Annotated in this window: 26 protein-coding genes; 17 read left to right on the forward strand and 9 right to left on the reverse strand. The window is 62.4% G+C overall.

Annotation, left to right across the window (positions count from 1 at the left end; all coding sequences use genetic code 11):
- Positions 1–73 precede the first annotated feature (73 nt).
- Complete coding sequence (locus J3P93_RS03565; RefSeq protein ID WP_434595118.1) at positions 74–673, reverse strand: DUF2796 domain-containing protein; 600 nt, start codon at positions 671–673, stop codon at positions 74–76.
- 135 nt (positions 674–808) lie between these two features.
- Between J3P93_RS03565 and J3P93_RS03570 the strand changes: the two genes are divergently transcribed.
- On the forward strand, positions 809–1,168 hold the full coding sequence (locus tag J3P93_RS03570) for a hypothetical protein (RefSeq protein WP_434595121.1): 360 nt from the start codon (positions 809–811) through the stop codon (positions 1,166–1,168).
- Positions 1,169–1,172: 4 nt separating this feature from the next.
- Here the strand turns inward: J3P93_RS03570 and trxA are convergent, their stop codons facing one another.
- The 3 genes from trxA to J3P93_RS03585 form a co-directional block, all read right to left on the reverse strand.
- A complete protein-coding gene (gene trxA, locus J3P93_RS03575) occupies positions 1,173–2,045 on the reverse strand; it encodes a thioredoxin (protein WP_434595122.1) in 873 nt (290 codons plus the stop codon).
- 198 nt (positions 2,046–2,243) lie between these two features.
- Entirely contained in the window at positions 2,244–2,897 is a 654-nt protein-coding gene (locus J3P93_RS03580; RefSeq protein WP_434595125.1) for a class I SAM-dependent methyltransferase, read from the reverse strand.
- Positions 2,894–3,358, reverse strand: coding sequence for a YbaY family lipoprotein (locus J3P93_RS03585; protein ID WP_434595128.1), 465 nt, complete (start codon positions 3,356–3,358; stop codon positions 2,894–2,896). The genes J3P93_RS03580 and J3P93_RS03585 overlap by 4 nt, the downstream gene beginning before the upstream one ends.
- 128 nt (positions 3,359–3,486) lie before the next feature.
- On the opposite strand from J3P93_RS03585, the gene nrdR reads away from it, so the two are divergent.
- From nrdR to J3P93_RS03645, 12 genes are all read left to right on the forward strand, one after another.
- Positions 3,487–3,951, forward strand: a complete 465-nt coding sequence (gene nrdR, locus J3P93_RS03590; protein ID WP_172833237.1) for a transcriptional regulator NrdR — start codon at positions 3,487–3,489, stop codon at positions 3,949–3,951.
- A complete protein-coding gene (ribD, locus tag J3P93_RS03595; RefSeq protein ID WP_434595131.1) occupies positions 3,948–5,078 on the forward strand; it encodes a bifunctional diaminohydroxyphosphoribosylaminopyrimidine deaminase/5-amino-6-(5-phosphoribosylamino)uracil reductase RibD in 1,131 nt (376 codons plus the stop codon). Before nrdR ends, ribD begins: the two co-directional genes overlap by 4 nt.
- A gap of 47 nt (positions 5,079–5,125) precedes the next feature.
- A complete protein-coding gene (locus tag J3P93_RS03600; RefSeq protein ID WP_434595133.1) occupies positions 5,126–5,788 on the forward strand; it encodes a riboflavin synthase in 663 nt (220 codons plus the stop codon).
- A gap of 21 nt (positions 5,789–5,809) precedes the next feature.
- The gene (gene ribBA / locus J3P93_RS03605) at positions 5,810–6,901 is read left to right on the forward strand and encodes a bifunctional 3,4-dihydroxy-2-butanone-4-phosphate synthase/GTP cyclohydrolase II (RefSeq protein ID WP_434595136.1); all 1,092 of its coding nucleotides are present in this window, start codon (positions 5,810–5,812) and stop codon (positions 6,899–6,901) included.
- Between the two features lie 90 nt (positions 6,902–6,991).
- Complete coding sequence (gene ribH / locus J3P93_RS03610) at positions 6,992–7,468, forward strand: 6,7-dimethyl-8-ribityllumazine synthase (protein WP_003228649.1); 477 nt, start codon at positions 6,992–6,994, stop codon at positions 7,466–7,468.
- Positions 7,465–7,965, forward strand: coding sequence for a transcription antitermination factor NusB (gene nusB / locus J3P93_RS03615; protein WP_434595141.1), 501 nt, complete (start codon positions 7,465–7,467; stop codon positions 7,963–7,965). Before ribH ends, nusB begins: the two co-directional genes overlap by 4 nt.
- A gap of 27 nt (positions 7,966–7,992) precedes the next feature.
- Positions 7,993–8,958: a thiamine-phosphate kinase gene (gene thiL / locus J3P93_RS03620; RefSeq protein ID WP_434595144.1), complete on the forward strand. Its 966-nt coding sequence runs from the start codon at positions 7,993–7,995 to the stop codon at positions 8,956–8,958.
- Positions 8,955–9,458 (forward strand): phosphatidylglycerophosphatase A family protein, encoded by a 504-nt coding sequence (locus J3P93_RS03625; protein WP_203419661.1) that lies wholly within the window; start codon positions 8,955–8,957, stop codon positions 9,456–9,458. Before thiL ends, J3P93_RS03625 begins: the two co-directional genes overlap by 4 nt.
- A gap of 31 nt (positions 9,459–9,489) precedes the next feature.
- A complete protein-coding gene (locus J3P93_RS03630) occupies positions 9,490–10,224 on the forward strand; it encodes a substrate-binding periplasmic protein (protein WP_434595147.1) in 735 nt (244 codons plus the stop codon).
- Positions 10,225–10,467: 243 nt separating this feature from the next.
- A complete protein-coding gene (ribA, locus tag J3P93_RS03635) occupies positions 10,468–11,085 on the forward strand; it encodes a GTP cyclohydrolase II (RefSeq protein ID WP_090286700.1) in 618 nt (205 codons plus the stop codon).
- Positions 11,082–11,501, forward strand: a complete 420-nt coding sequence (locus J3P93_RS03640) for an MFS transporter (protein WP_090286698.1) — start codon at positions 11,082–11,084, stop codon at positions 11,499–11,501. The genes ribA and J3P93_RS03640 overlap by 4 nt, the downstream gene beginning before the upstream one ends.
- A complete protein-coding gene (locus J3P93_RS03645) occupies positions 11,501–12,301 on the forward strand; it encodes a cobalamin-binding protein (RefSeq protein ID WP_434595152.1) in 801 nt (266 codons plus the stop codon). The genes J3P93_RS03640 and J3P93_RS03645 overlap by 1 nt, the downstream gene beginning before the upstream one ends.
- Before the next feature lie 135 nt (positions 12,302–12,436).
- On the opposite strand, the gene J3P93_RS03650 is transcribed toward J3P93_RS03645, so the two are convergent.
- The 5 genes from J3P93_RS03650 to J3P93_RS03670 form a co-directional block, all read right to left on the reverse strand.
- Complete coding sequence (locus tag J3P93_RS03650; protein WP_434595155.1) at positions 12,437–14,320, reverse strand: TonB-dependent receptor domain-containing protein; 1,884 nt, start codon at positions 14,318–14,320, stop codon at positions 12,437–12,439.
- Between the two features lie 165 nt (positions 14,321–14,485).
- The gene (gene dxs, locus J3P93_RS03655; protein WP_434595158.1) at positions 14,486–16,384 is read right to left on the reverse strand and encodes a 1-deoxy-D-xylulose-5-phosphate synthase; all 1,899 of its coding nucleotides are present in this window, start codon (positions 16,382–16,384) and stop codon (positions 14,486–14,488) included.
- A 91-nt stretch (positions 16,385–16,475) separates the two neighbouring features.
- Complete coding sequence (gene ispA, locus J3P93_RS03660; RefSeq protein ID WP_434595161.1) at positions 16,476–17,363, reverse strand: (2E,6E)-farnesyl diphosphate synthase; 888 nt, start codon at positions 17,361–17,363, stop codon at positions 16,476–16,478.
- On the reverse strand, positions 17,360–17,602 hold the full coding sequence (locus tag J3P93_RS03665; RefSeq protein ID WP_003228627.1) for an exodeoxyribonuclease VII small subunit: 243 nt from the start codon (positions 17,600–17,602) through the stop codon (positions 17,360–17,362). Before J3P93_RS03665 ends, ispA begins: the two co-directional genes overlap by 4 nt.
- 106 nt (positions 17,603–17,708) lie before the next feature.
- A complete protein-coding gene (locus J3P93_RS03670) occupies positions 17,709–18,842 on the reverse strand; it encodes a Fic family protein (RefSeq protein ID WP_434595165.1) in 1,134 nt (377 codons plus the stop codon).
- A 275-nt stretch (positions 18,843–19,117) separates the two neighbouring features.
- Here J3P93_RS03670 and J3P93_RS03675 point away from each other — a divergent pair, with 275 nt between their 5' ends.
- The 4 genes from J3P93_RS03675 to J3P93_RS03690 are packed head-to-tail and all read left to right on the forward strand — an operon-like array spanning position 19,118 to position 26,881.
- The gene (locus tag J3P93_RS03675) at positions 19,118–19,912 is read left to right on the forward strand and encodes a YfaP family protein (protein ID WP_434595168.1); all 795 of its coding nucleotides are present in this window, start codon (positions 19,118–19,120) and stop codon (positions 19,910–19,912) included.
- 35 nt (positions 19,913–19,947) lie between these two features.
- The gene (locus J3P93_RS03680) at positions 19,948–21,660 is read left to right on the forward strand and encodes a DUF2138 domain-containing protein (protein ID WP_434595171.1); all 1,713 of its coding nucleotides are present in this window, start codon (positions 19,948–19,950) and stop codon (positions 21,658–21,660) included.
- The gene (locus tag J3P93_RS03685; RefSeq protein ID WP_434595174.1) at positions 21,645–22,310 is read left to right on the forward strand and encodes a DUF1175 domain-containing protein; all 666 of its coding nucleotides are present in this window, start codon (positions 21,645–21,647) and stop codon (positions 22,308–22,310) included. The genes J3P93_RS03680 and J3P93_RS03685 overlap by 16 nt, the downstream gene beginning before the upstream one ends.
- Positions 22,307–26,881, forward strand: coding sequence for an alpha-2-macroglobulin family protein (locus J3P93_RS03690; RefSeq protein ID WP_434595177.1), 4,575 nt, complete (start codon positions 22,307–22,309; stop codon positions 26,879–26,881). The genes J3P93_RS03685 and J3P93_RS03690 overlap by 4 nt, the downstream gene beginning before the upstream one ends.
- Position 26,882 lies beyond the last annotated feature (1 nt).

Genomic DNA, 26,882 nt, shown 5'->3' on the forward strand with positions numbered 1-26,882 from the left:
TCAGTTGATATCAAGTTGTCTGACATACCGCTATCGCGAGCAGGCTCACTCCTACAGGGGATCTTCATACAGCTCAGAATTTCAGCGACGCCGCCTTGGCCGTCACTTCCGTACCTTGCTGGCCGCTGGCGCTGATCAGTTGTACCTGAATCTTCTGCGTGGCTGGGAAGGTCTTGAACAGATTCGTCAGATCCAGCGTCTTCAACGCGCCTGGCGCAGTGCAGGTGAACTGATAGTGCGCATGGATTTCGCTGTGTTCATGGTGTTGCTCGTGGCCGTCCTTGTCCGCTTCATCTTCGTCGTGATCGTCGGCATCCGGCTTGTCGCCGAACAGCGGACTTTCCAGTTCCTGACTGGCCACCTTGCAACCGGCTGCAGCAGGCAGGCTGAACAGCGCCAACGGTTTTTCCAGCTGCGCACGAGCGGCAGCGACCTTGGCCTTGTCAGCGTCCGAAGTGGCCGCATGCTCGAAACCCACCAGGTTCATCGCCGGGCTTTCCAGCTCAAGCTCCAGAGTCTGGCCGTCGAGCGCGGCATTCAGTCGACCCACGCCATGCTCATGCGCACCGAGGCTGCCGTGCTCATGATCGTGATCGTGGTCATGCTCGTCAGCGGCGTAGGCAACGGCCAGCGGTAACAGGGCAAACGGCAAAGCGAGCAACAAACGACGCATGGCGAACTCCGGGGCGTAAAGTGAAAAGTTTGTTATGTAATCTTATAACGAAAGTGCGCAGAGTTTGCCCGTGTGCTTGGCGTTACACAAGTCCCGTGGGAGCATGCAGGTCGGAAAAAGGCAGGAGCGAATTCAATGTTGCGGATACGCGGAACCGTCGGCGCGGTGCCGGTGGATTTGACGGTGGAGCTGGATGACAGTGACTGGGCCAGGCTTGGTTTGGTGCTGAGTGCTCAGGCGCCGCTTGCTGAATCTGAAGTGGCTGCATCGGTGCCGGCGGCGAAACCGCAGGGGCAGGACGATGCGTTGTGGCAAGTGGCGAAGGATCTGTTGCGCCAGGCCGGGCAGCTCAGCGGGCCGGACCTGCTTGATCAGTTGGAAGGGCTGACCGGCAGTGCGGCGGCCGGCAAGCGTTTGCTGGTGCGCTTGCGCCACAGTTCGCAGGTGAAAGTGCAGAGCGGCGCCGACACGCCGCTCTATAGCTGGATCGAGTGAACGCTTAGTACAGCGCGGCGAAGACCTTGCGGCGGTAAGCGGTCACCAGCGGGTGATCGTTGCCGAGCAGTTCGAACACTTGCAGCAGGGTCTTGTGCGGCAGGCCTTCGCCGTAGCTGCGGTTGCGGATGAACAGTTTGAGCAGGGCTTCCAGCGCCGCCTCGTATTGCTGACGCGCCAGTTGCTGGATCGCCAGTTGATACGCCGCTTCGTCGTCCTGCGGGTTTTGCGCCAGACGGCTTTTCAGCTCGGCGGCGTCCGGCAGGTCACGGGCCAGCCCGAGGAACTGGATCTGCGCCTTGGCGCCGGCCAGTGCCGCTTTGTGCTCGTCACTCTTGACCGCGTCGAGCACGGTCTGCGCTTCGCTCAGCTCACCGCGCTCGGTCAGGCAGCGTGCATACAGAATCAGCGCCTTGGCATTGCTGTTGTCCTCCTGGAGCATAACTACCAGCGCCGCTTCGGCGTCGGCGTACCGCCCATCATCGAACAGCGCCTGAGCCTGTTCGAACGGGTCAGCAGCTGCCGGAGGCGGCATTTTTACATGCGGTTCCAGCAGGGCGCGCACCGCGGACTCCGGTTGCGCACCGGCAAAACCGTCGACCGGTTGACCGTCCTTGAACAGCACCACGGTCGGCAGGCTGCGTATGCCGAAGCGGGCAACGATGTCCTGTTCGACGTCGCAATTGACCTTGGCCAGCAGCAACTCGCCCTGATAGCTCTCGGCGATGCCTTGCAACATCGGCATCAGCGCCTTGCACGGCGCGCACCATTCGGCCCAGAAATCCACCAGCACCGGTTTGTTGAAAGAAGCCTCGATCACCGACTGGTCGAAATCGGCCGTCGTGGCGTCGAAGATGTACGGCGTTTGCTCACTCATGGGGGATCTCGTCAAAGCGTGGATGGGGCAACTATAAGGCTTGGTGGGGTGTGGCCGGAAGCAGGGCAGATTTGAGAGGTGTACCGCTAAGCAAGACGCCATCGCTGGCAAACCAGCTCCCACAGGGTTCTGTGTCGTATACCAAATGTTGGTTCGACTCGGTCACTGTGGGAGCGGGCTTGCCCGCGATGCTTTTAGCTAGCGCCGCGCATGGTAGAGGCTGACATGTCTGAATTCTTCGGGCTCGGCCAGATCGGGGAGGGTCATCGCCTCAAGCATTTCAATTCGCTCATACAGCGGATGGCGAAAGTCCCGCACCCGCGAATCCGCCACCAGCGCCTCGCGGCCACGGCTGAGAAAGGCATCGAGCAGCGGCAGATTCGCCCGGTCGTACAGCACGTCCGCAACCAGGATCAGATCGAAGCGATCGGCCTCGGCGAAGAAGTCGGTCGAATAACTCATCTCGACATCATTCAACACAGCATTCGCCCGGCACGCAGCAATCGCCAACGGATCGAGATCGCAGGCCACCACTTCCAGCGCGCCGGCTTTCACCGCCGCGATCCCGGCAATTCCGGAACCGGCGCCGAAATCCAGTACGCGCTTGCCGCGCACCCACTCGGGAAACGCCGCCAGATAGCGCGCCACCGCCAGCCCGCTGGCCCAGCAGAAACTCCAGTAGGGCGGCTCGTGCAGGATGCGCTGGGTCTCTTCCTGGCTGAATTCGCGGGCCATGTTGTCGCCGTCGATCAGCCACAGCTGCAAATCGGTGTCCGGCAACGCGCAGGCTTTCAGTCTGGCGTCGCCGAGCAATTCGCCCAAGGCCTTTTGCAGGTCGAGCGGTGCCGTCATGGGGCTTTGACAAATTGCAGTTGGCCCAGCGCCTGGGTGGTCGGCTGGGTGATGGTCTGCGACGGCAGGTGCAGAATCAACTGGCCGGACTGGCTGGCGCGCCCGCGCAGCTCAACCCGCGCACCGGCCGGGAAGGCTTCCGGATTGAAGCGCAGGCGGAAAGGCAGGAGCTGATTGGTGCCGATCAGACTGGAGCTGGCGAGCAGTTGTTGCGGGCGATCCTTTTCATCGATCACCAGCAGCGCCAGCTCGACTTCGGCTCCGGCGGGTACGCCTTGCAGGGTGCCGCTCAGCTCACGTTGATAGGCCGGCAGCGGGCCGAGTTCGGCGGCCTCTTTGGCTTTTTTCTGTGCTTGTTGCGGCGCAGGGCCAGGTGTCGGCGGTTGCGGCTTGGGTGCGTCGCTGCCACAGGCCACCAGCAGGCTGAAAATACTGAGCAATACGAGCGGACGTAACGGCATTGGAGGCTCCGGCAGAATGAATTCCATGGATCAAACGATCATGCCGTTCTGTATACCGCAAAGGCTATGGCTTGTCTTGCCACCGGGATGCGCTACCATGGCCCTCCCTTTTTTTGTTGCCAGCCACCATGCACTGTCCCTTCTGCGGTGCCAACGACACCAAGGTCATCGACTCGCGTCTGGTCGCCGAGGGCGAACAGGTGCGCCGCCGGCGTGAATGCCTGGCCTGCGGCGAACGTTTCACGACGTTCGAGACGGCCGAACTGGTGTTGCCGCGCCTGATCAAAACCGACGGTAGCCGTCAGCCGTTCGACGAAGAAAAACTCCGTGCCGGCATGCAGCGCGCGCTGGAGAAACGTCCGGTGAGCGTCGAGCGCCTCGAATCCTCTCTGGTCCACATCAAGCACAAGTTGCGCGCCACCGGCGAGCGCGAGGTCAAATCCCTCGTCGTCGGCGAACTGGTGATGGCCGAACTGCAAAAGCTCGATGAAGTCGCCTACATCCGTTTCGCCTCGGTGTACAAACGCTTCCAGGACCTCAACGAATTCCGCGAAGAGATCGACCGCCTCGCCCGCGAACCGGTGCAAGAATGACCGCCGCCGAGCAGGCCATTCTCGACGCGCATTTCATGGCGCGCGCGCTGGAACTGGCGCGCAAAGGTCACTACACCACCCATCCCAACCCGCGGGTCGGTTGCGTGGTGGTGCGCGACGGGCAGATTGTCGGCGAAGGCTGGCATGAACGCGCCGGCGAACCGCACGCTGAAGTTCACGCGTTGCGCGCTGCCGGTGAGCAGGCGCGCGGCGCCACCGCTTACGTCACCCTCGAACCGTGCAGTCACCATGGCCGCACGCCGCCGTGCGCCGATGCGCTGGTGAATGCCGGCATGGCGCGGGTAGTGGCAGCGATGCGTGACCCCAATCCGCAAGTTGCCGGACGCGGTTTGCAGCGCCTGGCCGATGCCGGCATCGCCACCGAAAGCGGCGTGCTGGAGGCCGAAGCGCGCGCACTCAATCAAGGCTTTCTGAAACGCATGGAGCACGGCTTGCCGTTTGTGCGGGTCAAACTGGCGATGAGCCTCGATGGCCGCACGGCGATGGAGAGCGGCGAGAGCCAATGGATCACCGGCCCTGCGGCGCGTTCGGCGGTCCAGCGCTTGCGCGCCGAGGCAGCGGTGGTGCTGACCGGCGCCGATACCGTGCTGGCCGATGGCGCGCGCTTGACCGTACGTGCTGACGAGTTGGGTCTGGACGCCGAGCAAACCGCGCAAGTCATGAGTCGCCCGCCGTTGCGCGTGCTGATCGACGGCCGCCTGCGGGTGCCGCTGGATGCGCCGTTCTTCAAGGCCGGCCCGGCGCTGGTCGCCACCTGCGTGGCCGTCGAAGAACAGTATGCCAACGGCCCGGAATGTCTGATCGTGCCGGGCGATGACGGCCAGGTCGATCTGCATCAACTGCTGCTGGAACTGGCCCACCGCGGCGTCAACGAGGTGCTGGTCGAGGCAGGCCCGCGTCTGGCCGGGGCTTTCGCGCAGCTTGGTCTGGTCGACGAGTTCGTGATCTTTATGGCCGGCAAGTTTCTCGGCTCCACGGCGCGTCCGCTGCTCGACTGGCCGTTGGCTCAAATGAAGGATGCGCCTGAGCTGGAAATCACTGAAATCCGTGCGGTCGGCGATGACTGGCGAGTCACTGCCCGCCCTGTCCCTGCGGCGCGCGTATAATTCCCGGCCATCGCCTTAGCGCTGGCCCCGTTCTCAAGGAGAACCCCATGTTTACCGGCATCATCGAATCCATCGGCAGCATCCGTGCACTGACCCCCAAGGGCGGCGATGTGCGTGTGCATGTCGACACCGGCAAGCTCGACCTGAGCGACGTCAAACTCGGCGACAGCATCGCCGTCAACGGGGTCTGCCTGACCGCCGTTGAGCTGCCGGGCAACGGTTTTGCCGCCGATGTCAGCCGTGAAACCCTCGATTGCACCGCCATGAACGACCTGAAAAGCGGCAGCCCGGTCAATCTGGAAAAAGCCCTGACCCCGACCACCCGTCTCGGCGGGCATCTGGTCAGCGGCCACGTCGACGGTGTCGGCGAAGTGGTATCGCGCAGCGACAATGCCCGCGCCGTGGAATTCTGCATTCGCGCGCCGAAGGAGCTGGCCAAGTACATCGCCCATAAAGGCTCGATCACTGTCGACGGCACCAGCCTGACCGTGAACGCGGTCGATGGCGCCGAATTCATGTTGACGATCATCCCGCACACCCTCAGCGAAACCATTATGGCGTCGTACCAGCCAGGTCGCCGGGTGAACCTTGAGGTCGACCTGCTGGCGCGTTATCTGGAGCGCCTGCTGCTGGGTGACAAGGCCGCCGAGAAGACCGCCGGCAGCACGATCACCGAAAGCTTTCTGGCCCAGAACGGCTACCTTAAATAATTCAAAAGAAGGGGGTGCCTTGTGGCGCTCAATAGCATCGAAGAACTGGTTGAAGACATCCGCCAAGGCAAGATGGTCATTCTCATGGATGACGAAGACCGCGAGAACGAAGGCGACCTGATCATGGCGGCCGAATGCTGCACGGCTGCGCACATCAACTTCATGGCCAAGCACGCCCGTGGCCTGATCTGCATGCCGTTGAGCCGCGAGCGCTGCGAGCTGTTGAAGCTGCCGTTGATGGCGCCGCGCAACGGTTCCGGCTTCGGCACCAAATTCACCGTCTCGATCGAAGCCGCCGAAGGCGTGACCACCGGCATCTCCGCTGCTGACCGCGCGCGCACCGTGCAGGCGGCTGCCGCCAAAGACGCCAAGGCTGAAGACATCGTCAGCCCGGGCCACATCTTTCCGCTGATGGCCCAGGCCGGCGGCACCCTCGCGCGCGCCGGCCACACCGAAGCGGCGTGCGATCTGGCGCGCATGGCGGGTTACGAGCCAAGCGGGGTGATCTGCGAAGTGATGAACGACGACGGCACCATGTCCCGTCGCGCCGAACTCGAAGCCTTCGCCGCTGAGCACAACATCAAGATCGGCACCATCGCCGACCTGATCCACTACCGGATGATCCACGAACGTACCGTTCAGCGGATTGCCGAGCAGCCGCTGGACAGCGAACTGGGCCAATTCAACCTGGTGACCTATCGTGATTCGGTGGAAGGCGACGTGCACATGGCACTGACCTTGGGCACTGTTTGCGCCGAAGAGCCGACGCTGGTACGCGTGCACAACATGGACCCGCTGCGCGACCTGTTGATGGTCAAGCAACCGGGCCGCTGGAGCCTGCGCGCCGCCATGGCTGCGGTCGCCGAGGCGGGCAGCGGCGTGGTGTTGTTGCTCGGCCATCCGCTCGATGGTGATGTATTGCTGGCGCACATCCGCGAAACCGGCGATCAGCCAGCGCCGAAAAAACCGACCACCTACAGCATCGTCGGTGCCGGTTCGCAGATCCTGCGCGACCTCGGCGTGCGCAAAATGCGTTTGATGAGCGCACCGATGAAGTTCAATGCGATATCCGGTTTCGATCTGGAAGTTGTAGAATACGTGCCCTCCGAATAATGACCGGCTGTTTGCGGACTGCAATTCGCGGCAAATAATCACTGAGGGGCGCGTAGCAGACGCGTCCCGGCTCTTTAAGAGAACTGACGAATGACCCTGAAGACCATCGAAGGTACCTTCATCGCCCCCAAAGGCCGCTACGCTCTGGTAGTGGGCCGCTTCAACAGCTTCGTGGTTGAAAGCCTGGTCAGCGGTGCCGTTGATGCCCTGGTTCGCCACGGCGTGAGCGAAAGCGACATCACCATCATCCGCGCACCGGGCGCCTTCGAAATCCCGCTGGTTGCGCAGAAAGTCGCGCAGAAAGGCGAGTTCGCCGCAATCATCGCCCTCGGCGCGGTCATTCGTGGCGGCACCCCGCACTTCGAATACGTGGCGGGCGAATGCACCAAGGGTCTGGCTCAGGTGTCCATGGAGTTCGGCGTGCCGGTCGCTTTCGGCGTCCTGACCGTTGATTCCATCGAGCAAGCCATCGAACGTTCCGGCACCAAGGCCGGTAACAAAGGTGCCGAAGCTGCCCTGTCCGCTCTGGAAATGGTCAGCCTGCTGGCGCAGTTGGAGGCCAAGTGATTAGCGACGAAAGCGATCGTTTCAACCCGCGCGATCCGAAACCTGCGGATGCCGGCAAGCCCTCGAAAAGCGTCAAGCGTCGCGAAGCCCGTCAGCTCGCGACTCAGGCGCTGTACCAGTGGCACATGGCCAAGCAATCGCTGAACGAGATCGAAGCGCAGTTTCGCGTTGATAACGATTTCACCGATGTCGATGGCGCCTACTTCCGCGAGATCCTGCACGGGGTTCCGCAGTTCAAGAGCGAAATCGACACTGCCCTGACGCCTTGCCTGGATCTGGCGATCGAAGAGCTGGACCCGGTTGAACTGGCGGTTCTGCGCCTGTCCACCTGGGAACTGCTCAAGCGCGTCGACGTACCGTACCGCGTGGTGATCAACGAAGGTATCGAGCTGGCGAAAGTCTTCGGTTCGACCGACGGCCACAAGTTCGTCAACGGCGTGCTCGACAAGCTGGCCCCGCGCCTGCGTGAAGCTGAAGTGAAGGCGTTCAAGCGCTGATTGGCGCTTGAGCACTTTGTCTCAGTCATGGGCGAGTTTGAGCTGATCCGCAATTTCTTCGCCGCCGCGCCTTGTGCGCAGGGCGGCGAAGGCGTTGCTCTCGGGATTGGCGATGACTGTGCCTTGCTGACGGTTCCCGTTGGGGAGCAGTTGGCCATTTCTACCGATACGCTGGTGGCCGGTGTGCATTTCGCCGACCCGTGCGATCCGTTTCTGCTCGGTCAGCGCTCGCTGGCCGTCGCGGTCAGCGACCTGGCCGCCATGGGCGCCACGCCCGTTGCCTTTACCCTTGCCCTGACTGTGCCGACGGTGACCGCCGATTGGCTGCAAGCCTATGCCCGCGGTTTGAACCGCATGGCGCAGAGTTGCGGCGTAACGCTGGTTGGCGGCGACACCACACGTGGCCCGTTGAGCCTGACGGTCACGGTGTTCGGTCGCGTACCCATGGGCCAAGCCTTGACCCGCAGCGGTGCGCAACCCGGCGACCTGCTCTGTGTCGGCGGTGAGTTGGGCAATGCCGCCGGGGCGTTGCCGCTGGTGCTGGGGCAGCGTGACGCCGCGGCCGAAATCGCCCTGCCACTGCTTGATCATTACTGGTCGCCACAGCCGCAACTGGCCCTCGGTCAGGCCTTGCGGGGAAAAGCTACAGCGGCGCTGGACATCTCTGACGGCCTGCTCGCCGACTGCGGCCATATCGCGCTGGCGTCGAAGGTGCGACTTGAGATTGAACGCGAGCGTGTACCGTTGTCGGATGCCTTAGTGGCGTTTCTCGGTCAGCGCGGTGCCGAGCGTGCAGCGCTGAGCGGTGGCGATGATTACGTACTGGCCTTTACGCTGCCGTCCGTCGAACTCCCGGCACTGCTGGCTGCCGGTTGGCCGATCCATGTGATCGGCCGCGTCAGCGACGGCCAGGGCGTGGTGCTGCTGGATCGTGACGGTCGCGATATCACCCCGCATACCCGCGGTTATCAACATTTTCAGGAGACACCGTGACAGATCACCCGAAACAGGTTCCGGCTGACTTCGTGCCGCCGTCGGTCTGGCGCAACCCCTGGCATTTCCTCGCGTTCGGCTTCGGTTCCGGCACGCTGCCCAAAGCCCCGGGCACCTGGGGCTCGCTGGTGGCGCTGCCGTTCATTCCGTTGTGGCAGATGCTGCCCGACTGGGGTTACTGGCTGATGCTGGGCATCACCATGCTGTTCGGCTTCTGGCTGTGCGGCAAAGTCGCCGATGATCTGCGCGTGCACGACCACGAAGGCATCGTCTGGGACGAAATGGTCGGCATGTGGATCACCTTGTGGCTGGTGCCGGAAGGCTGGTACTGGCTGCTCGCGGGATTTCTGGTGTTTCGCTTTTTCGATATTCTCAAGCCGTGGCCGATCCGTTGGATCGACAAACACGTGCATGGCGGCGTCGGCATCATGCTCGACGACGTGCTCGCCGGGGTGTTTGCCTGGCTGGCGATGCAGGGGCTGGTATGGCTGTTCGCCTGATCAGGGTCAGGGGCAAGTGAGGGGCAGGTAAATGCTGCGACGCGGGTTGGCGATGCTGGTTTTGGCTCTGTTGGGCGCGTTCGCCCATGCGCACGAAGCGCCGACGCCTGCGGTGATCCATCTGGCCAGCGAAGACTGGGAAGACTATAGCGCCGCCGACGGCCATGGCCTGGCGTGGGACTTACTGCGCAAGGTGTTCGAGCCGGCCGGTGTGAAGCTTGATATCCGCACGGTACCGTACACCCGCTCGATCGGGCTGGTGCAGTTGAAAGAGGTCGATGCCATGGTCGGCTCCTATCGCGATGAAGCCGAGCAGGTTGTTTACCCGCACTGGAATTTCGATACCGACCATATCCATGCCCTGGGCCTTTCGAGCAATCCGGCGCCAACGCTGACGACCCTCAGCAAATATCGCCTGGCGTGGGTGCGCGGTTATCGCTACGAAAACTACCTGCCGAACATCAAGCGCTTCAACCAGATCCAGCGGCGCAGCGGCATCCTGTCGATGCTCAAGCAGGGGCGGGCCGATTTCTATATCGATGCGCTGTCCGAGATAGAAGTCGTGATGCGAACAGCGCCCGATCCGCTTCAATATCGCGCTACACATCTGGCTGAATTGCCGGTGTTCCTCGGCTTCGCCGACACTCCGCAAGCCAGGTCGTTGATGGCCCTGTTTGACCGGCGCATGGCGCAATTGGTCAAGAGTGGCGAGCTGAGGCCGATTTTCGAGAAGTGGAAGCAGCCGTATCCGTTTGACGCAAACTGAAGCCCAACACACATCCCCTGTAGGAGTGAGCCTGCTCGCGATAGCGGTAGATCAGTCGACATCAATGTTGAATGTCAGTCCGCTATCGCGAGCAGGCTCACTCCTACAAGGGACCGATGCAAGGCGGTCTGTCATCAAACTTTTTGATCGTTATCGCTGATAATTCAGCCTAAGCGTCTGTAGGAACCTGCTGTTACAATGCCGGCCTGCGAATTTCAGACTCTTCAGATCAGGAGCACAACGGTGCCTGTCGTCTTTGTTGCCGCTTGCAAGCTGCCAACGCCTTATGCGCAATTCACCATGCACGGGTTTCTCGATGAAACCACCGGCCGCGAGCACGTCGTGCTGAGCCTGGGTGAAATTGCCGACGGCGCTCCGGTACTCGGCCGTTTGCACTCCGAATGCCTGACCGGCGATGCCTTGTTCAGCCAGCGTTGCGACTGTGGCTCGCAACTGGACGCCGCCCTGCAGGCGATCGCCCGCGAAGGTCGTGGCGTTCTGCTGTATCTGCGTCAGGAGGGCCGCGGCATCGGTCTGTTGAACAAGATCCGCGCCTACGAATTGCAGGACGGCGGCGCCGACACCGTAGAAGCCAATGAACGTCTGGGCTTTGCCGCCGATCAGCGCGACTACGCCATGTGCCTGCCGATGCTCGAACATTTGGGAGTCAAATCCCTGCGTCTGATGACCAACAATCCACGCAAGGTCAAAGCCTTGACCGAGATGGGCATCGTCGTCGCCGAGCGTGTGCCGCTGCACACCGGCCACAACCCGCACAACAAGCTCTACCTGGCGACCAAGGCCAGCAAGCTCGACCACATGATGGGCAACGAGCACCAGGGCGAGGTCGACCGCGCGTGACGCGCGGACAGGTGCGGCGCCGATTGTCGGTGGCCTGGTGGCAGTACCTGGCGCTGGCGCTGGTACCGCTGTTCGTCATCAATGCGTTGTTCGGCGCGGGTGAGGGGCTGCTGCCCGTCTTGGCGATGCCGTTGTTCATCGCCGGCGTCGCGTCGATGTTCGTCAGCCTGAAGTTTTTCGGCCGCTACAAACATGCGCTGATCGCCACGCAAAAAGCCCTCGATACGCCCGATGAACCGGCCGCGTGGATTGCGCTTGCGGCGCGCCGTCGCGCGGCGTTCCTGGTCGCATCCCTGCCGGCGTGGATCGGTGCGCTGGCGGTGTTCGTCGGCCTCGAAGCCGTGCCGCTGATGTTGCTGGCGCTGTCGACGGCGGTGCTGTTTTATCTCTACCGTATTCCGCGTCAACTCGGCTGATGCGCCGGCTCTGGCTGGCGGTTCTGCTGCTGATCGGTGCTGGGCCGGTGTTAGCGGATCTGCGCGTGGTCAGCCTCGCCCCGTCGTTGTCGGAAATTGTCGTTGAACTGGATTCAGCCGATCTGCTGGTCGGCGTGCTCGATGCCGGGGAGCGCCCCGCGCCGATTGCGCATGTCGCCTCGGTTGGACGTTACGGCCAGCTCGACATCGAGCGTTTGCTCAGCCTCAAACCTGACCTGTTATTGCTCTGGCCCGGCAGTGTCGGCGCAGCGCAGCGTGATCAGCTCAAGCGCCTCGGTATCGCGACTTTCGTCGTCGAGCCGCATTCCCTCGAACAACTGATAAACCAGATCGAAGCGATTGCCACGCGCCTGGGACGACCGGAGCGCGGACTGAAGCGCGCGGACTATTTGCGCCAACAGCTTGCCGACCTGCGCCAGCGCTATCGCCGCGAGGTGCCGTTGCGAGTGTTCTATCAGGTCTGGGACAAGCCGCTGTACACCATTGGCGGCGGGCAAATCATCAGCGATGCGCTTGAGGTCTGCGGGGCGCGCAATGTCTTCGCCGACCTCAATCTGCCAGCGCCGCAAGTGAGTGTCGAGGCGGTGTTGCAGCGTGATCCCGAGGTGATACTGGCGGGGGATCAGGCGCAGTTGGAGGCGTGGAAGAGCTGGTCGCAGGCGGCGGCGGTGAAGCAGGGGCGGTTATTGTTGGTTGCTGACAAAGGGCTTGAAAGACCTAGCGGGCAGATGATTGAGGCAACTGCAAAGCTTTGCCGGTTGATTGCGCCCGACCGTTGAGACCGCAGCGCCTGCATTCGCGAGCAGGCTCGCTCCCACCTTTGATTGGGTTTTAACCCGGGATCTGAGCGCAACAGAGATCCACTGTGGGAGCGAGCCTGCTCGCGAAGAGGCCCGCAAATCACCAAAAAAGGATCAGAGCTCCGGCGTCCAGCTCACCCCAAACATCCACACCCGACCTTCCTCGCGATACCCATACGAATTGCCGTCATAGCTGTAATTGGCCCGGCTGTAACCCTTGTCGAAAATGTTATCGACCTTCAGATCCAGCTTGATCTCGCGATTCAAAGCCCAACTGCTGCGCAAGCCGAACAGCGCATAGCCACCCAATGATTGCTGGTTGTCGCGATCGTCATAACTGCTGCTTACCGTCTGCCAGCTCGCGCCCAGGCTCATGCGGTCGAACTGCCGATCCAGATCCCAACTCAGTGTCCGCCGCGCACGGCGTGCCAGGGTGTGCCCGCTGTCGCGGTCGCGCGGGTCGATGATCGAGACGCCCAAGTTGCTCTGCCAACCGAACAGCTCCTGTTTCAGTGCCGCTTCAAAACCATTAATCCGCGCTGAAGCGACGTTTTCCGGGCGTGAATTGCTGCCGAAGATGATCGCGTCTTCCAGATCGGTGCGATAAATCGACGCCTCGAGGCGACTGCGGTCGCTCAACTGGCTGCGCCATTGCAGCTCGTAGCTTTTCGAGGTTTCCGGTTTCAGGTCGGGGTTACTGAAATCCGGGTAGTACAGGTCATTGAAGGTCGGCGCACGGAAGCCTTCGCTGTAGCTCAGCAACAGGTCGTTGTCCGGGTTAAGCGGCAGGCTGAACGTGCCGCTCCAGGTGTTCTGACTGCCGAATTGCTGATTGTCGTCGTGACGCAGACCCAGCTCGGTGGAAAAACTGTCGCCCTGGTAGCGATGCTGGATGAATGCGGCGCGGTTCCAGCGGCTGTCCTCGTCGAACGCGGTGCTGCTGTTGATGCGGTCTTCGTACCAGTCGCCGCCGAGAATCAGGCTGTTGCGCGGATCAAGGGTCAGGTCGTTCTGCCAGTTCACCGAATCACGGTAAGTATTGAACACTGAGCGCTCTTCGCTGAGCTTGTCGAAGGTTTTTTCGCGGTTCTCTGTGTGGCCAAACTCGAGGCGGGTTTTCCAGCGTTCATTGACCCGCGCGTCGACGTAGCTGTTGAGGCTGCTGACGTTGAAATCGCTGTAGGGCTGTTGCTGCAGCGACTCGAACGTAACCGGGTCGAAGCGGCCGAACGGATTGTCGAATTCACTTTTACCACGGTTATCCAGCAGATTGGCGCCGACTTCGATGTCGTCGGTCAGCGCATGGCTGAGGCTCAGGCTGACGGATTTGTTGCGGTAGGCATCGTGATCGCCGTCGCTCGGGTAGGAGTCGTGAGTGCGGTCGATGCCGGCGCTTTCATCGAGGCTGGCGCCAAGGTTGAAGCGGGTTTTGTCGTCGCCCCCGGACAAGCCGAGGCTGCGCTCCCAGCTCTGGTTGCTGCCCAAGCCCATGTGCAGGCGTGGCTGCAAGCCTTGGCCGTTGCCGCGGCGGGTGAAGATCTGGATGACGCCGCCAATCGCATCGCTGCCGTAAATCACCGAGCGTGAACCACGCAGCACTTCGACGCGTTCGATCTGCTCGATATTCAAATGCTGCAGGTTGCTGTCACCGGACGTTGAGTTGCCGATGCGTTGGCCATCGACCAGCACCAGACTCTGCGCCGACTGTGTGCCGCGGATGTAAATCCCCGGCAGACTGCCGCGCCCGCCGGTCTGTGCCACTTGTACGCCCGGCACGCGGCGCAGCAAGTCCGGTACGTCGCTCGGTTGCAGGCGGTCGATGTCTTCGCGGGTGAACACGGTATTGGCGGCGCTGCTGTCGTTGCGGGCTTCGACCTGGCGGTTGGCGCTGATCAGTGTGTCGGGCAGCTTCAGGGCCTGATCGCGTTCGAAGGTATCGGCGACAGCGCTGGCGGTCGGCAGCAGGAAGAGAGGCAGGGCGAGGCGCGAGAGGTTCATCGGTGGTCCGTGAGAAATTGCAGATGTACACAAACTTTATGCTTCCACAAAACACTGTGGGAGCGGGCTTGCCCGCGAAGAGGCCGGTACATTCAACATCGAGGTTGACTGTGCCGACGCCTTCGCGGGCAAGCCCGCTCCCACAGGTATTGTGTGTTCAGCGAGTTAGCGGTCGAGCAATGCCAGCCGCTGACGAATCGACGCTTCGATCCCGGCTTCATCCAGACCGCATTCGGCCAACATCTGCGCAGGCTTTGCGTGCTCGACGTAGATATCCGGCAAGCCCAGGTGCAGCATCGACTTGAGGATGTTCTCGCGCGCGAGGAATTCGCTGACCGCGCCACCGGCACCGCCCATGATCGCGTTTTCCTCGATGGTCACCAGCAGCTCGTGGCTGGCGGCGATTTCGCGAACCAAGGCTTCGTCCAAAGGTTTGACGAAGCGCATGTCGACCACCGTGGCATCAAGCTTCTCGGCGACTTTCAACGCTTCGGCCAGTTGCACGCCGAACACCAGCAGGGCGACTTTGCTGCCCTGACGGCGGACGATGCCTTTGCCGATTTCAATCGGTTCAAGGTCTTTCTCGATGTTCGCATTCGGGCCGCTGCCGCGCGGGTAACGCACTGCCGCCGGGCCGTTGAACAGGTGACCGGTGGTGAGCATCTTGCGCAGTTCGTTTTCATCGCTCGGCGTCATGATGAGCATGCCCGGGATGCAGCGCAGGTACGACAGGTCGAAGCTGCCGGCGTGGGTCGGGCCGTCTTCGCCCACCAGACCGGCGCGGTCGATGGCGAACAGCACGTCGAGGTTCTGTACGGCGACGTCATGCACCAGCTGGTCGTAACCGCGCTGCAGGAACGTCGAGTAAATCGCCACCACCGGTTTCGCGCCTTCGCAGGCCATGCCCGCGGCGAACGTCACCGCGTGTTGCTCGGCAATCGCCACGTCGAAGTAGCGCAGCGGGAAGCGTTCGCTGAACGCCACCAGATCCGAGCCTTCCTTCATCGCCGGGGTAATCCCGACCAGACGTGGGTCGCTGGCGGCCATGTCGCACAGCCACTCGCCGAACACCGCCGAGTACTTCGGCCCGCTGGCGGCTTTCGGCGCAGCAGCCGGCGCGTCCAGCGGCTCGAGTTTGGTGATGGCGTGGTAACCGATCGGGTCGACTTCCGCCGGGGCGAAGCCTTTGCCTTTCTTGGTGACGATGTGCAGGAACTGCGGGCCTTTGAGGTCGCGCATGTTGCGCAGCGTGGCGATCAGGGTCGGCAAATCGTGGCCGTCGATCGGGCCGATGTAGTTCCAGCCCAGCTCTTCGAACAGCGTGCCGGGGACCAGCATGCCTTTGGCGTATTCTTCGGTGCGACGGGCGATTTCCCAGGCGCCCGGCAGGCGCGAGAGGACTTTCTTGCTGCCTTCGCGCATGCTCGCGTAGGTGCGGCTGGAAAGGATCTTCGCCAGATAATTCGACAACCCGCCGACGTTGCGCGATATCGACATGTCGTTGTCGTTGAGGATCACCAGCATGTTGGCGTTGACTTCCGGCGCGTGGTTCAGCGCCTCGAAGGCCATGCCGGCAGTCAACGCGCCATCGCCGATCACCGCGATGGCCTTGCGATCGCTGTCCTGCAGGCGCGCGGCAATCGCCATGCCCAGCGCGGCGCTGATCGAAGTGCTGGAGTGGCCGACGCCAAAGGTGTCGTACTCGCTCTCGGAGCGGCGCGGGAACGCGGCAATGCCGTCCTTCTGGCGCAGGCTGGCCATGCGCTCGCGACGGCCGGTGAGGATCTTGTGCGGATACGCCTGATGGCCGACGTCCCACAGCAAACGGTCGTCCGGCGTGTCGAAGACGTAATGCAGCGCGATGGTCAGCTCGATCACGCCCAGGCCGGCACCGAAATGCCCACCGGTCTGGCCGACCGTGTAGAGCAGTTCCAGGCGCAACTCATCGGCCAGGGTTTCCAGCTCGGCTTCGCCTAACCGGCGCAGGCCGTCCGGCGTGTTCGCGCGGTCGAGCAGGGGCGTGGTCGGGCGCTTGCGGGGAATCTCATGAAACGTCGTGGGCATCAGGCGAATCGTTATAGGTATAGAAGATGCGGCAGTTTACCTGATGCATCGGCCCCTGCCCACGCGTTGGTCTTTTTTGGCCGATTCGCCGTCAGTTGCGCCGCTCGACGATATACCGGGCCAGCTCACGCAACGGCTCGGCCGCCGCGTCAAACGGTCGCAGGGCGTGCAGCGCCTGATCACGCAGCTCCAGCGCATAGGCTTTGGCCGCGTCGAGGCCGAGCAGCGCAGGGTAGGTCGGCTTGTCGCGGGCGATGTCGGCGCCCTGGCGTTTGCCGAGGGTCGCGGTATCGCTTTCGACGTCGAGAATGTCGTCCTGAACCTGAAACGCCAGACCTATGGCCTGTGCATAAGTCTGCAGGGACTTCAGTTCGTCCGCCTCGGCCCGGCCGCTGGCGAGGGCGCCCAGGCGCACGCTGACTTCGATCAGCGCACCGGTCTTGTGCCGGTGCATCTGTTCGAGGGCTTTCTGATCGAGTTTCAAGCCCACCGAGCCGAGATCGATGGCCTGGCCGCCGACCATGCCCGCCGGGCCTGCGGCCTGGGCCAGCGCGGTGACCATTTGCAGGCGAGTGTCGCTGCTGCAGTTGCTCAGGCGCGGGTCGAGCAGGGCGCTGAACGCCAGACTCTGCAAGCCGTCACCGGCGAGAATCGCGCAAGCTTCATCGAATTTCTTGTGGGTGGTGGGTTGGCCGCGACGCAAATCATCGTCGTCCATCGCCGGCAAATCGTCGTGCACCAGCGAATACGCGTGGATCAGCTCCACCGCGCAGGCCGCGCCGTTGGCTTGCTCGGCTTCGCCACCGAGCGCTTCGCACGCGGCGTAAGCCAGCAACGGGCGTACGCGTTTGCCGCCGTTCATCACGCTGTAGCGCATGGCTTCGTAGAGCCGCGCCAACTCCGGCAACGGTGCAGTGAACAGGCTCTCCAGCGCCGCGTTGACTCGGGCCTGGCTGGTCGCCGAATACGCTGCAATCATTCTGGCTGTTCCGCGTCGAAGGGTTCCTCGGCGAGTTCGCCATCGCGCTCCAGCAGCACTTGCACCTTCTGCTCGGCCTGCGCCAGCGCTGCCTGGCAATCACGGGTCAGACCGATGCCCTGCTCGAAAGCGGTCAGCGAGTCTTCCAGCGACAATTCCCCGTTCTCCAGACGCTCGACCAGTGTTTGCAGGTCGGCGAGGGACTGTTCGAAATCCAGTGCAGCTTTTTTGCGGGCCATGGCGGCAATTTCCGGTAGACGTTAAACCGGCGCGACACTAGCAGATAGGGGGGGTATGGGCAAATGAGCGGAGCTGGCGCCGGGCGCAGACTCAATGATTCAGCGATCAGTCCGGATAGTTGATCCGATAGCGCGTACTGCGGCCCCCTCCGGGCAAGCGCTGCAGGCAACCCTTGTCCAGTAGCTCGGCAAGATGCCGGGTCGCGGTGGCTTTCGACACCTTCGCCACCGCCTGGTATTGCCCGGCACTGATGCCCTGTTCGAAGCCGCGTTCGCCGCCGTCTAGCAATCGATTGAGCACCTTTACCTGTTCGACGGACAGCTCCGATTCGCGGTGCGCCTGCCAGAAGCGCGTCTTGCCGAGGACGCTGTCGATGCGCGCAATCGCCTGGCGCAGACTGCGCAGCAAGGTTTGCAGGAACCAGTCGAGCCACTCAGTGATGTCGAGGGTGGCTTTCTGGCTCGACTCCAGAATCCGGTAATAGCCCGAGCGATCATCAAGGATGCTTGCCGACATGGCGTAGAAACGGATCGCCTGCGCCTCACCCTGCGCCAGCGCCAGATCGGTGATGGTGCGGGTCAGACGGCCATTGCCATCATCGAAAGGGTGCAAGGTCACGAACCAGAAATGCGCGATGCCGGCGCGCAGCAGAGGGTCCAGTGCAGTTTGATTCCGGCTCGCTTCGAACCAGTCGAGAAACTGCTCCAGTTGCCGTTCAAGACCTTTGCGCGGCGGCGCCTCGAAATGCACGGTCGGGCGATCAATGCGACCGGACACTACCCGCATAGGCTCTTCACCGCGCAGCGCGCCAACGTGCATCGCTCTCGCGTTAAGGTCGTTGTTTTGATCGGGGAACAACCATCGGTGCCACTCAAGCAAGCGCGCGCAGGTCAGCGGTTCGGCAAAGCGCCGGGTCGCATCGAGCATCAGTTGTGCCAGCCCCTCACTGCGCGGACTGACGCTATTCCCGTCAACCAGTTCCAGGCCCAGACGCCTGGCCAATGATGAGCGTACCGAGCCGACGTTGAGTTGTTCACCCTCGATGGCCGAAGAGGTCACGATGTTCTGCAGCAGGGCGTCGAGTTCGGTCTGCGCCCCGAGGGCATGACTGACCGACCCCGCCATGCCCATCAGCTGACCTTGCGCCTGCACGCATTCGCGCAACAGACCCGCCAGGCGTTCTGCTTGCCATTTGAAGTCCGGCCAATCGGGTTGCTGCCAGATCCATTGAGTTGCCATTTGAATGCCTGCGTCGGTTCGTGAGCCGAATGGAAAAGCTATTCGGCTCATTTAGTGAGCCGAATATGACGGCTATTCGGCTCATCGTCCACTGGGTTGGCGCAATTCCTACAGCAAAAGCACATGTATCCGATTGTTAAAAAACTGCCGAATCGCTAATCTTCGCGCCTTCGACGACCCGCATCCGCGGGTTCATCAGACGAAACGCAGTTCATCGCTGTGAAGCGCCGAGGATCGGGTGCAAGGTTTCGTTGGGGCATGGCAGGAGGCATCACATGCGTTCATTTCTGTTGCTGCTGATCGGCCTGGCCTGTGCGCCGGGGCTGTGGGCGGCCGCGCCGAGCGCCGAATTGTCGGAGCCGGTGGGTGGCTGGCGCTATCACGGCTTGCTCGATCGCACGGAAAACCCCCAGGTCGCCTATCCGACGCCGCCGATCGATCGCGGCGTGCAGCGCAATCGCGCGATGATCCAGGGTCAGCTCAAGGCTCTCGGCCCTATGCGCCCGCCGCACAGCCTCGCGGTGAATGGCAATCCACTCAATCTGTACACCGACGATCAGGGCCGCTTCGCCCGGCCGTATGCGTTCGGCGCCGGTTCCAACAGTGTCGAGGTGATCAGCGCCGAGGGCCAGTCGCTCAAGCGTGTGCAATTTTATGAAGCCAATAATCTGCGCACGCCGGCGCGGATTCGTCTTGTCCTGGGATGGGACGACCCGAAAGCCGAACTCGATCTGCATATTGTCACCCCCGACGGTCAGCATGCGTTCTGGGCGCGGCCGGCGCTGAGCAATGGCGGCGGTCTCGACCCGGATGGCGTCGACGGGCCGGGTCCGGAAATGTTCACCATGACGGCGCCGCTGCACGGCACCTATCTGGTTTACGTCAACTATTGGGGCAACTACGGCGCCGGCGGCTATAACTTCGAGGAGACCAGCAACCAGAACGAGGTGATCACCTCGCAAATCACGCTGGTGCTCAACGAAAACACCGTCGACGAAAAACGCGAAACCTTCATCGTGCCCCTGCGCGCGATCGGTGATCTGCTGCTGGTCAAGACTTTCAACTATTAAGCATCCCGCCACGGATGAACTCGGATGTTGTGCACATGAGCGATAACACTGCTACCCCGGCTGCCACTACGCCACCGGCCAAACCTCCGCGGCGCTGGCCGTTGCTGTTGCTCGGGCTGTGCCTGATCGCCGGCGTGGCGGGCGGTTTCGGCTGGCTGCTGCTCAAGCCCAAGGCGCCGCCGGCCGAGCTGGCCAGTGACAAGCTCGGTCTTAGCCGCCCGGACGCGTTACTGGAAACCCGCTCGCTGAGCCAGTTGCCCAAAGACCTGCTGACGGTGCCGTTCCTCAAGGCCACGCTCACCGAGGATTTCGTCTTCTATTACGAAACCCACGCCGACCGCCTCGGCCTGATTGGCAGCCTGCGGCGGATCGTCTACGAGCATGACCTGAAGTTGCAGGACAGCCTGATCGAGCAGCTTTTTGATCAACCGGCCGATGTCGCGCTGTGGCGGGGCGCTGATGGTCGCTTGAAGGATTTTTTGTTGGTGATGGATCGTGGCGGGCTGGCGAAACTGCTCGAGCCGCTGGCGAAAGTCGCGCTGGATGACAGCCAGCTCAGCGCCATCGGCAACCTCAAGGTTGGCAGCGACGAAGTCCCGCTCTATCAGCTCAGCTACAACGCCAGCAAATCGCTGTTGTTCGCCTCGCGCGGCGACAAACTGGTGGTGTTGTCCAACCCGGCCAAATACTACGACCCGGAAAACGGCGCGTCTGAAGAATCCGGCCACGTTTCCTCGCAAGCGCTGGCGGCATTGCTCAACGGCGAAAAACTCTTTCCCGAAGCGTTCGGTCTGCCGGCGAAGAGCCCTGAAACCAAGCAGCGGCTGTCGGTCAATTCCAGCGTGCTTGCCATGGGCTATCAGCGCTTTATCCCGAATTTCGCTGGGCTGCGCTTCGACATGGACGACAAGGGCTGGCACAGCTACCTGGCCATGGACGAACTGCAGAACCAGCCGGATTTCGATTTCAAACCGGTGTGGCAGGCGATGCCGCTGGGCGCCAGCGCCTGCGTGACTTTGCCGGTAGCAGCCGAACCGCAGAAACCGCTGCTGATCAAGCTCGGCGCCGATGACGCCGTGGCGCAGACGTTGACCGGGCACGTCGCCGGTGCGGCGGGTCTGTGCTGGTACGCCGACTCACGGTTGTACACGCCGCTGCTGGTCGCCGGTTTGAAAGACGAAGACAGCAGCAAGCTCGATGGCGATCTGGGCAAGCTGTTCGGCTCGATGGTCGGCGCGTTCGAGCCCAACGTCGCGGACAACGTGTTCCCGGTGGTCGAGAAGCAGGAAGGCCAAAGCCACGTCTGGCAGCGCCAGGTCAGCTCCAGTTTCGGTCCGTATGCGGCGAAGACTGCGCAGAACCCGGAGGCGATATCCGGCAAGGCGTTCATGAAAGTCAGCCTCGCCCGACACGGCTCGACGTTGCTGTTTTCGCTCGACGACAAACTCATCGACAAGGCCCTCGGCACTCTCGACAAGCGCTTCCCGCCGATGGCCGACGTGCTGCCTGAAGATGTGCTGATGCCGATCTATTTCGGTCCGGATTCGATGGCCCGGCTGATGCAGCAGGAAACCCTCGACAGCCTGCCGCAGGACATGGAGCCGGTGTTCTACAACGCCGCGCAAACCTATCTGCTGCCGAAACTGCGCACCCTCGGTGGCTATGGCAAATATGCCCTGACCTTGCCCGAAGGCAGTGAGCCGGACGGCCACTGGCAGTGGCTGCCGCTGGAATGGAAAGCGCTGTGAACGCACTGATCCGCAGCCTCGGCCTGCTCGCGCTGCTGCTCAGTGCGGGCGCCCGCGCCGTCGACTCGCTACCTATAAAAACCCCGGCGCTGGATCCTGCGCAATCGCAGGTGTTCCGCGCCTGGTTCGTGCGTATCGCACAAGAGCAACTGAGCCAGGGCCCGAGCCCGCGCTGGTATCAGCAGGACTGCGCCGGGCTGGTGCGCTTTGCCGCCAATGAAGCGCTGAAAGTCCACGATGACAAATGGCTGCGCAGCAACGGCCTGTCCAATCGCTACCTGCCGCCAGAGCTGGTGCTCAGCGACGAGCAACGCAAGCTCGCGCAACAGTGGCAGCAGGGCGGCGGCAAGGTCGGGCCTTACGTCAACGCGATCAAACTGATTCAGTTCAACAGCCATCTGGTCAGCCGTGATGTGTCGCAGGCGCGCCCCGGTGACCTGATGTTTTTCGATCAGGGCGACGACCAGCACCTGATGATCTGGATGGGCCGCTACATCGCCTATCACACCGGCACCACCACCCCCACAGACAACGGCATGCGTTCGGCAAGCCTGCAGCAACTCATGACATGGAAGGACACCCGATGGATACCCGACGCAGCCAACCCCAACTTCATCGGCGTCTATCGACTGAATTTTCTCTCCCAATGACCGGTGCCCGCATGCTGCGTATCTGCTCCCGAATTCCTCTGCTGCTGGCGCTGTTGCTGCCACTGGCAAGCGTGAATGCCGACGATTCGGTCGAGCCCAGCGGCTATACGCCGGTGTCCGGCGAAAGCTTCTTTCTGCTCGCCGACAGCAGTTTCGCAGCGGACGAACAGGCCATGGTGCGTCTTGAGGCGCCCGGTCGTGATTACCGGCGTTTCCGCATGGAACCGTATGGCGGCGCCGACATTCGGGTGTACCGCATCGACAAGCCGCTGGATTTTCTCAAGCGTCAGAAGAACCTGCACCGGGTGGTCAGCGACGGCCAGTTCAAGGGCGAAGGGCTGTCCAACACCCTCGCGTACCTGTGGGACAACTGGTACCGCAAATCCCGTCGGGTGATGCAGCGTGCGTTCTCCTACGAGTCGCGCAAACAGGTCACCGAAGAAGTGCCGGAACTGAAAATGGGCGACGCCATGGCCGCGCCGACGCCGTACGACGCGCAACCCCAATTTGCGCTGATTCCGGGCCTGCCGGTGGTCAGTCAGTTCCGTTATCCACTGTGGCAGGCCAAGCCGATCCAGCCGCCGGCCGGGGTCGATCTGGCCGGCTCTTCAAGTGATTTCGTCAGCGTCGCGCCAGGCAACGTCTACATTCCGTTGGGTCAGCTGAAACCGGGTCTGTACCTGGTCGAAGCGCTGATCGGCAAGTACCGCGCGACGACCATGGTCTTTGTGTCCAACACCGTGGCGGTGAGCAAGATTGCCGGTGACGAACTGCTGGTCTGGGCCGCACGCAAACATGAAGGCAGCTCGGTGGCGAAGGTCAATGTGCTGTGGACCGACGGCCTCGGTGTAATGAGCAGCGGCGCCACCGACAGCGATGGTTTGCTGCGCCTGAAACACGTAAGCCCCGAGCGTTCATTCGTCATCGGCGAAGACGAAGAAGGCGGCGTGTTCGTTTCGGAAAACTTCTATTACGACAGCGAAATCTACGACACCAAACTGTATGCCTTCACCGATCGGCCGCTGTATCGGCCGGGGGATTGGGTGTCGCTGAAAATCGTCGGTCGCGAATTCAAGAATGCCCGCGACTCGGTATTGCCGGGCGCTGCGGACGTCACCGTTAGCGTGCTCGACGCGACCGGCACCGAGCTGCAACACCTCGATCTCAAACTCGATTCCAAAGCCGGGACTCAGGGCCGTTTCCAATTGCCGGACAATGCCGTGGCCGGCGGTTACGAGATCCGTTTCAGCTACAAGGATCAGGCCTACAGCAGTGCCTTCCGCGTCGCCGAATACATCAAGCCGCACTTCGAGATTTCCCTGAATCTGGCCAAGCAGGACTACCGCACCGGCGAGCCGGTCAAAGGCAATCTGGTACTGCTCTACCCGGACGGCAAGCCAGTGGCCAATGCCAAACTGAGCCTGAGCCTGCGCGCCCAGCAATTGTCGATGGTCGACAATGAGCTGCAATATCTGGGTCAATTCCCGGTGGAATTGACCAGCACCGAACTGACCACCGACAGCAAAGGCAATGCGACCCTCGACCTGCCAGCCGCCGACAAACCGAGCCGCTACATGCTCACCGTGTTCGCCAGTGATGGTGCGGCGTATCGGGTCAAGACCACCAAGGAAATCCTTATCGACCGTGGCGCCGCCAGCTTCCGGTTGAGCGCGCCGCAGCGCTTCAGCGCGGCCGGCGACAAGGTTGCGTTCAGCTACGCCAACGAGGGCGGCAGCGAGCCGAGCAAAGCGGTGACGCCAAGCAGCTATGGCTGGGTGCGTCTCGAAGATCAGAGCACTGGTGAAGGCAAACTCGCCGCCACCGACAAAGGCTTCAGCCTCGCGTTCGAACGTCCGGGCACCTACAACCTGACGCTGAAGGATCAGCACGGTCGCGTCCTCGGCGCCACCGGCCATTCGGTGACAGGCGATGGCGTCAAAGCCGTGCCGGGTACCGTCGAGATCGTCCTCGACAAGCCTGAATACCAGGCCGGCGATGAAGCGCTGGCGCTGATCACTTTCCCTGAGCCGGTCAGCGATGCGCTGCTGTCGCTGGAACGCGACAAGGTCGAAGCCACCGCGCTGCTGGCCAAGGGCGCTGACTGGCTGAAACTGGAAAAACTCAGCGACACCCAATACCGCGCGCGCATCCCGGTGAAAGACAATTTCGCGCCGAACCTGACCTTCTCCGTGCTCTACACCAAGGGCGGTCAGTACAGCTTCCAGAACGCCGGGATCAAAGTGGTCGCGCCACAGATCGACGTGGCGATCAGCACCGACAAAGCGGTGTACCTGCCGGGCGATACGGTCACGGTTGACCTGACCACGCAATTCGCCGGCAAGGCAGTGCCGGCGCACCTGACCGTCAGCGTTGTCGACGAAATGGTCTACGCGCTGCAACCGGAAGTCGCGCCGACCATCGACCAGTTCTTCTATCACCCGCGCCGCAACAACGTGCGTACCAGTGCCAGCCTGTCGTTCATCAGCTATGACGTGGCGTTGCCGGGCAGCCCCGGCGCTCCGGGCAAGGCCAACCGCAGCGAACGCGGGGTGAAAGTGCTGGAGCGGCCGCGTCGCGAAGACGTCGACACCGCCGCCTGGCAGCCGGAACTGCTGACCGGCACCGACGGCAAAACCCGTTTCACCTTCAAGATGCCGGACTCGCTGACCCGCTGGCGCATCACTGCGCGCGCGATCGCCGATGACGGTCAGGTCGGGCAGAAGAAGCAGTTTGTTCGTTCGGAGAAACCGCTGTACCTGAAGTGGAGCGGGCCGAGCAAATTCCGCCAGGGCGATCAGCCGCAACTGGGCGTGTTCGCGTTCAGTCAGGCCGAGAAACCGCTGAAGGCTGAACTGGTCACTCGTTATGCCGGCGCTGAGCAGCGCCTGCCGGTGACCTTGAACAACGGCATCAACTACCTGCCGATCCCGGCGTTCGCCCTGGCTTCCGGTGAGTGGACGGCGGAGCTGGTGCAGGACGGCAAAACCGCTGACGCCTTGGCGGTGCGCCTGAGTGCAACCGGCGATGGCTGGCAAGTGACACAAACGCAAAGTCTCGAGGTTGCCAGCGGTGATACGCCGTTGAGTCTGCCGGCTGATGCCACGGATATTCGCCTGCGTCTGGATGACAGTCCGCAAGCGCTGTTCCGTTCTGCCCTTGATGATCTGCTCAGCTACCCGTACGGCGGCGTCGAGCAGACCGCCAGCCGTTTGCTGCCGCTGAGCATTGCTTATCCCTCGCTGGCGTCGAACCCGCAGATTCGCGATCGCTTGCGCCTGATCATGCAAAACAGCCGCTTGCGGCTGGTGCAAATGGCCGGACCGTCGGCGAACTTCACCTGGTGGGGCTATGACGGCGAGCCGGATGCATTCCTCACGGCCTACGCTTACTACGCTGACTGGAACGCCAGTCAGGTGCTCGAACTGACCTTGCCGCCGGAGCATTGGCAGCGGGTGCTGGAGGTCTACGCCAAGCAAGCGCCGAACACGCCGCTGCTGCAACGGGCGCTGATTCTGTCGTTCGCCAAACAGATGCACCTGCCGGTGAACACGCTGCTCAGCGGTTTGATCGACGATCTGGCCAAGGCCGGTGAGGGCAGTGCCGAAACCGTGCTGGATGATGGCGAAGACAGTCTGGTGATGAACGATCCGGATTCGGCGCTCGGTCTGGCGGCGGCGCGGGTATTGGCTGCCTCGCTGGCCACGCAAGCGAAAGTGACTTTGCCGCAAGCGTTCAATGGTCAAGTGTCTGCGGCACAACAGCGTCTGGCGGTCAGCTCGCAGCCATTCGTCGAGGCGCTGAACCTGTCGCTGCAACCGTTCGATCAGAGCCGTGCGACAGCGCTGCTGCAACGTCTGCTGCCACAGCAATCGGCCCTCGAACGCGCGCTCGCGCTGACCTGGCTGCAACGCAGCATCGCCCAGGCGTCGCCGACCATTGCCCTCGCACCGGGTGAAGGCTGGAAGAAACACTATGGCGCGAGCGGCGAGATGTACTGGATCTGGCAGGGCCCGACGCCGGTGCCAAGTGTGTTGAGCGTGTCCGGCACACAAGAGCGTCCGCTGCGCGCGGCGCTGAGCTTCCAGACCCAACAGCCGGCGGTCGATCCGATGGCCGTGACCATCACCCGTCGTCTGTTGCGACTGGTGCCGGGCGACGAAGCGTTCACCTTCAAACTCGAGCCGGTCGGCAGCAAACCGCTCTCCAGCGACAGTCTGTATCTGGACGAAGTGATCCTCACCAGCAAAGCGCCGAAACCGCTGCGCTACGGCATGCTCGAAGTGCCGCTGCCGCCGGGCGCCGATGTCGAGCGCACTACCTGGGGCATCAAGTTGCAAGGCAAGGACGGCAGCGAGCCGACCGCGCTGGAGAAGGCCCGCTTCGAGCCGGGACAACTGGCCTACGCAGTGCCGGTGGATGCGCTGAGTGGTGAATTGCGCCTGCGCCATCTGGTGCGTTTCTCGCAAAAAGGCCAGTTCAACCTGCCGCCGGTGCGGTTCAAGCAGGTCTATGCGCCGCAGCATCAGGCTCAGGAAACCAAAGCCGCGCTCGGCCAGGTCACGGTCAACTGAC

Source organism: Pseudomonas sp. R3-57, from assembly GCF_051132065.1.
Lineage (GTDB): Bacteria > Pseudomonadota > Gammaproteobacteria > Pseudomonadales > Pseudomonadaceae > Aquipseudomonas.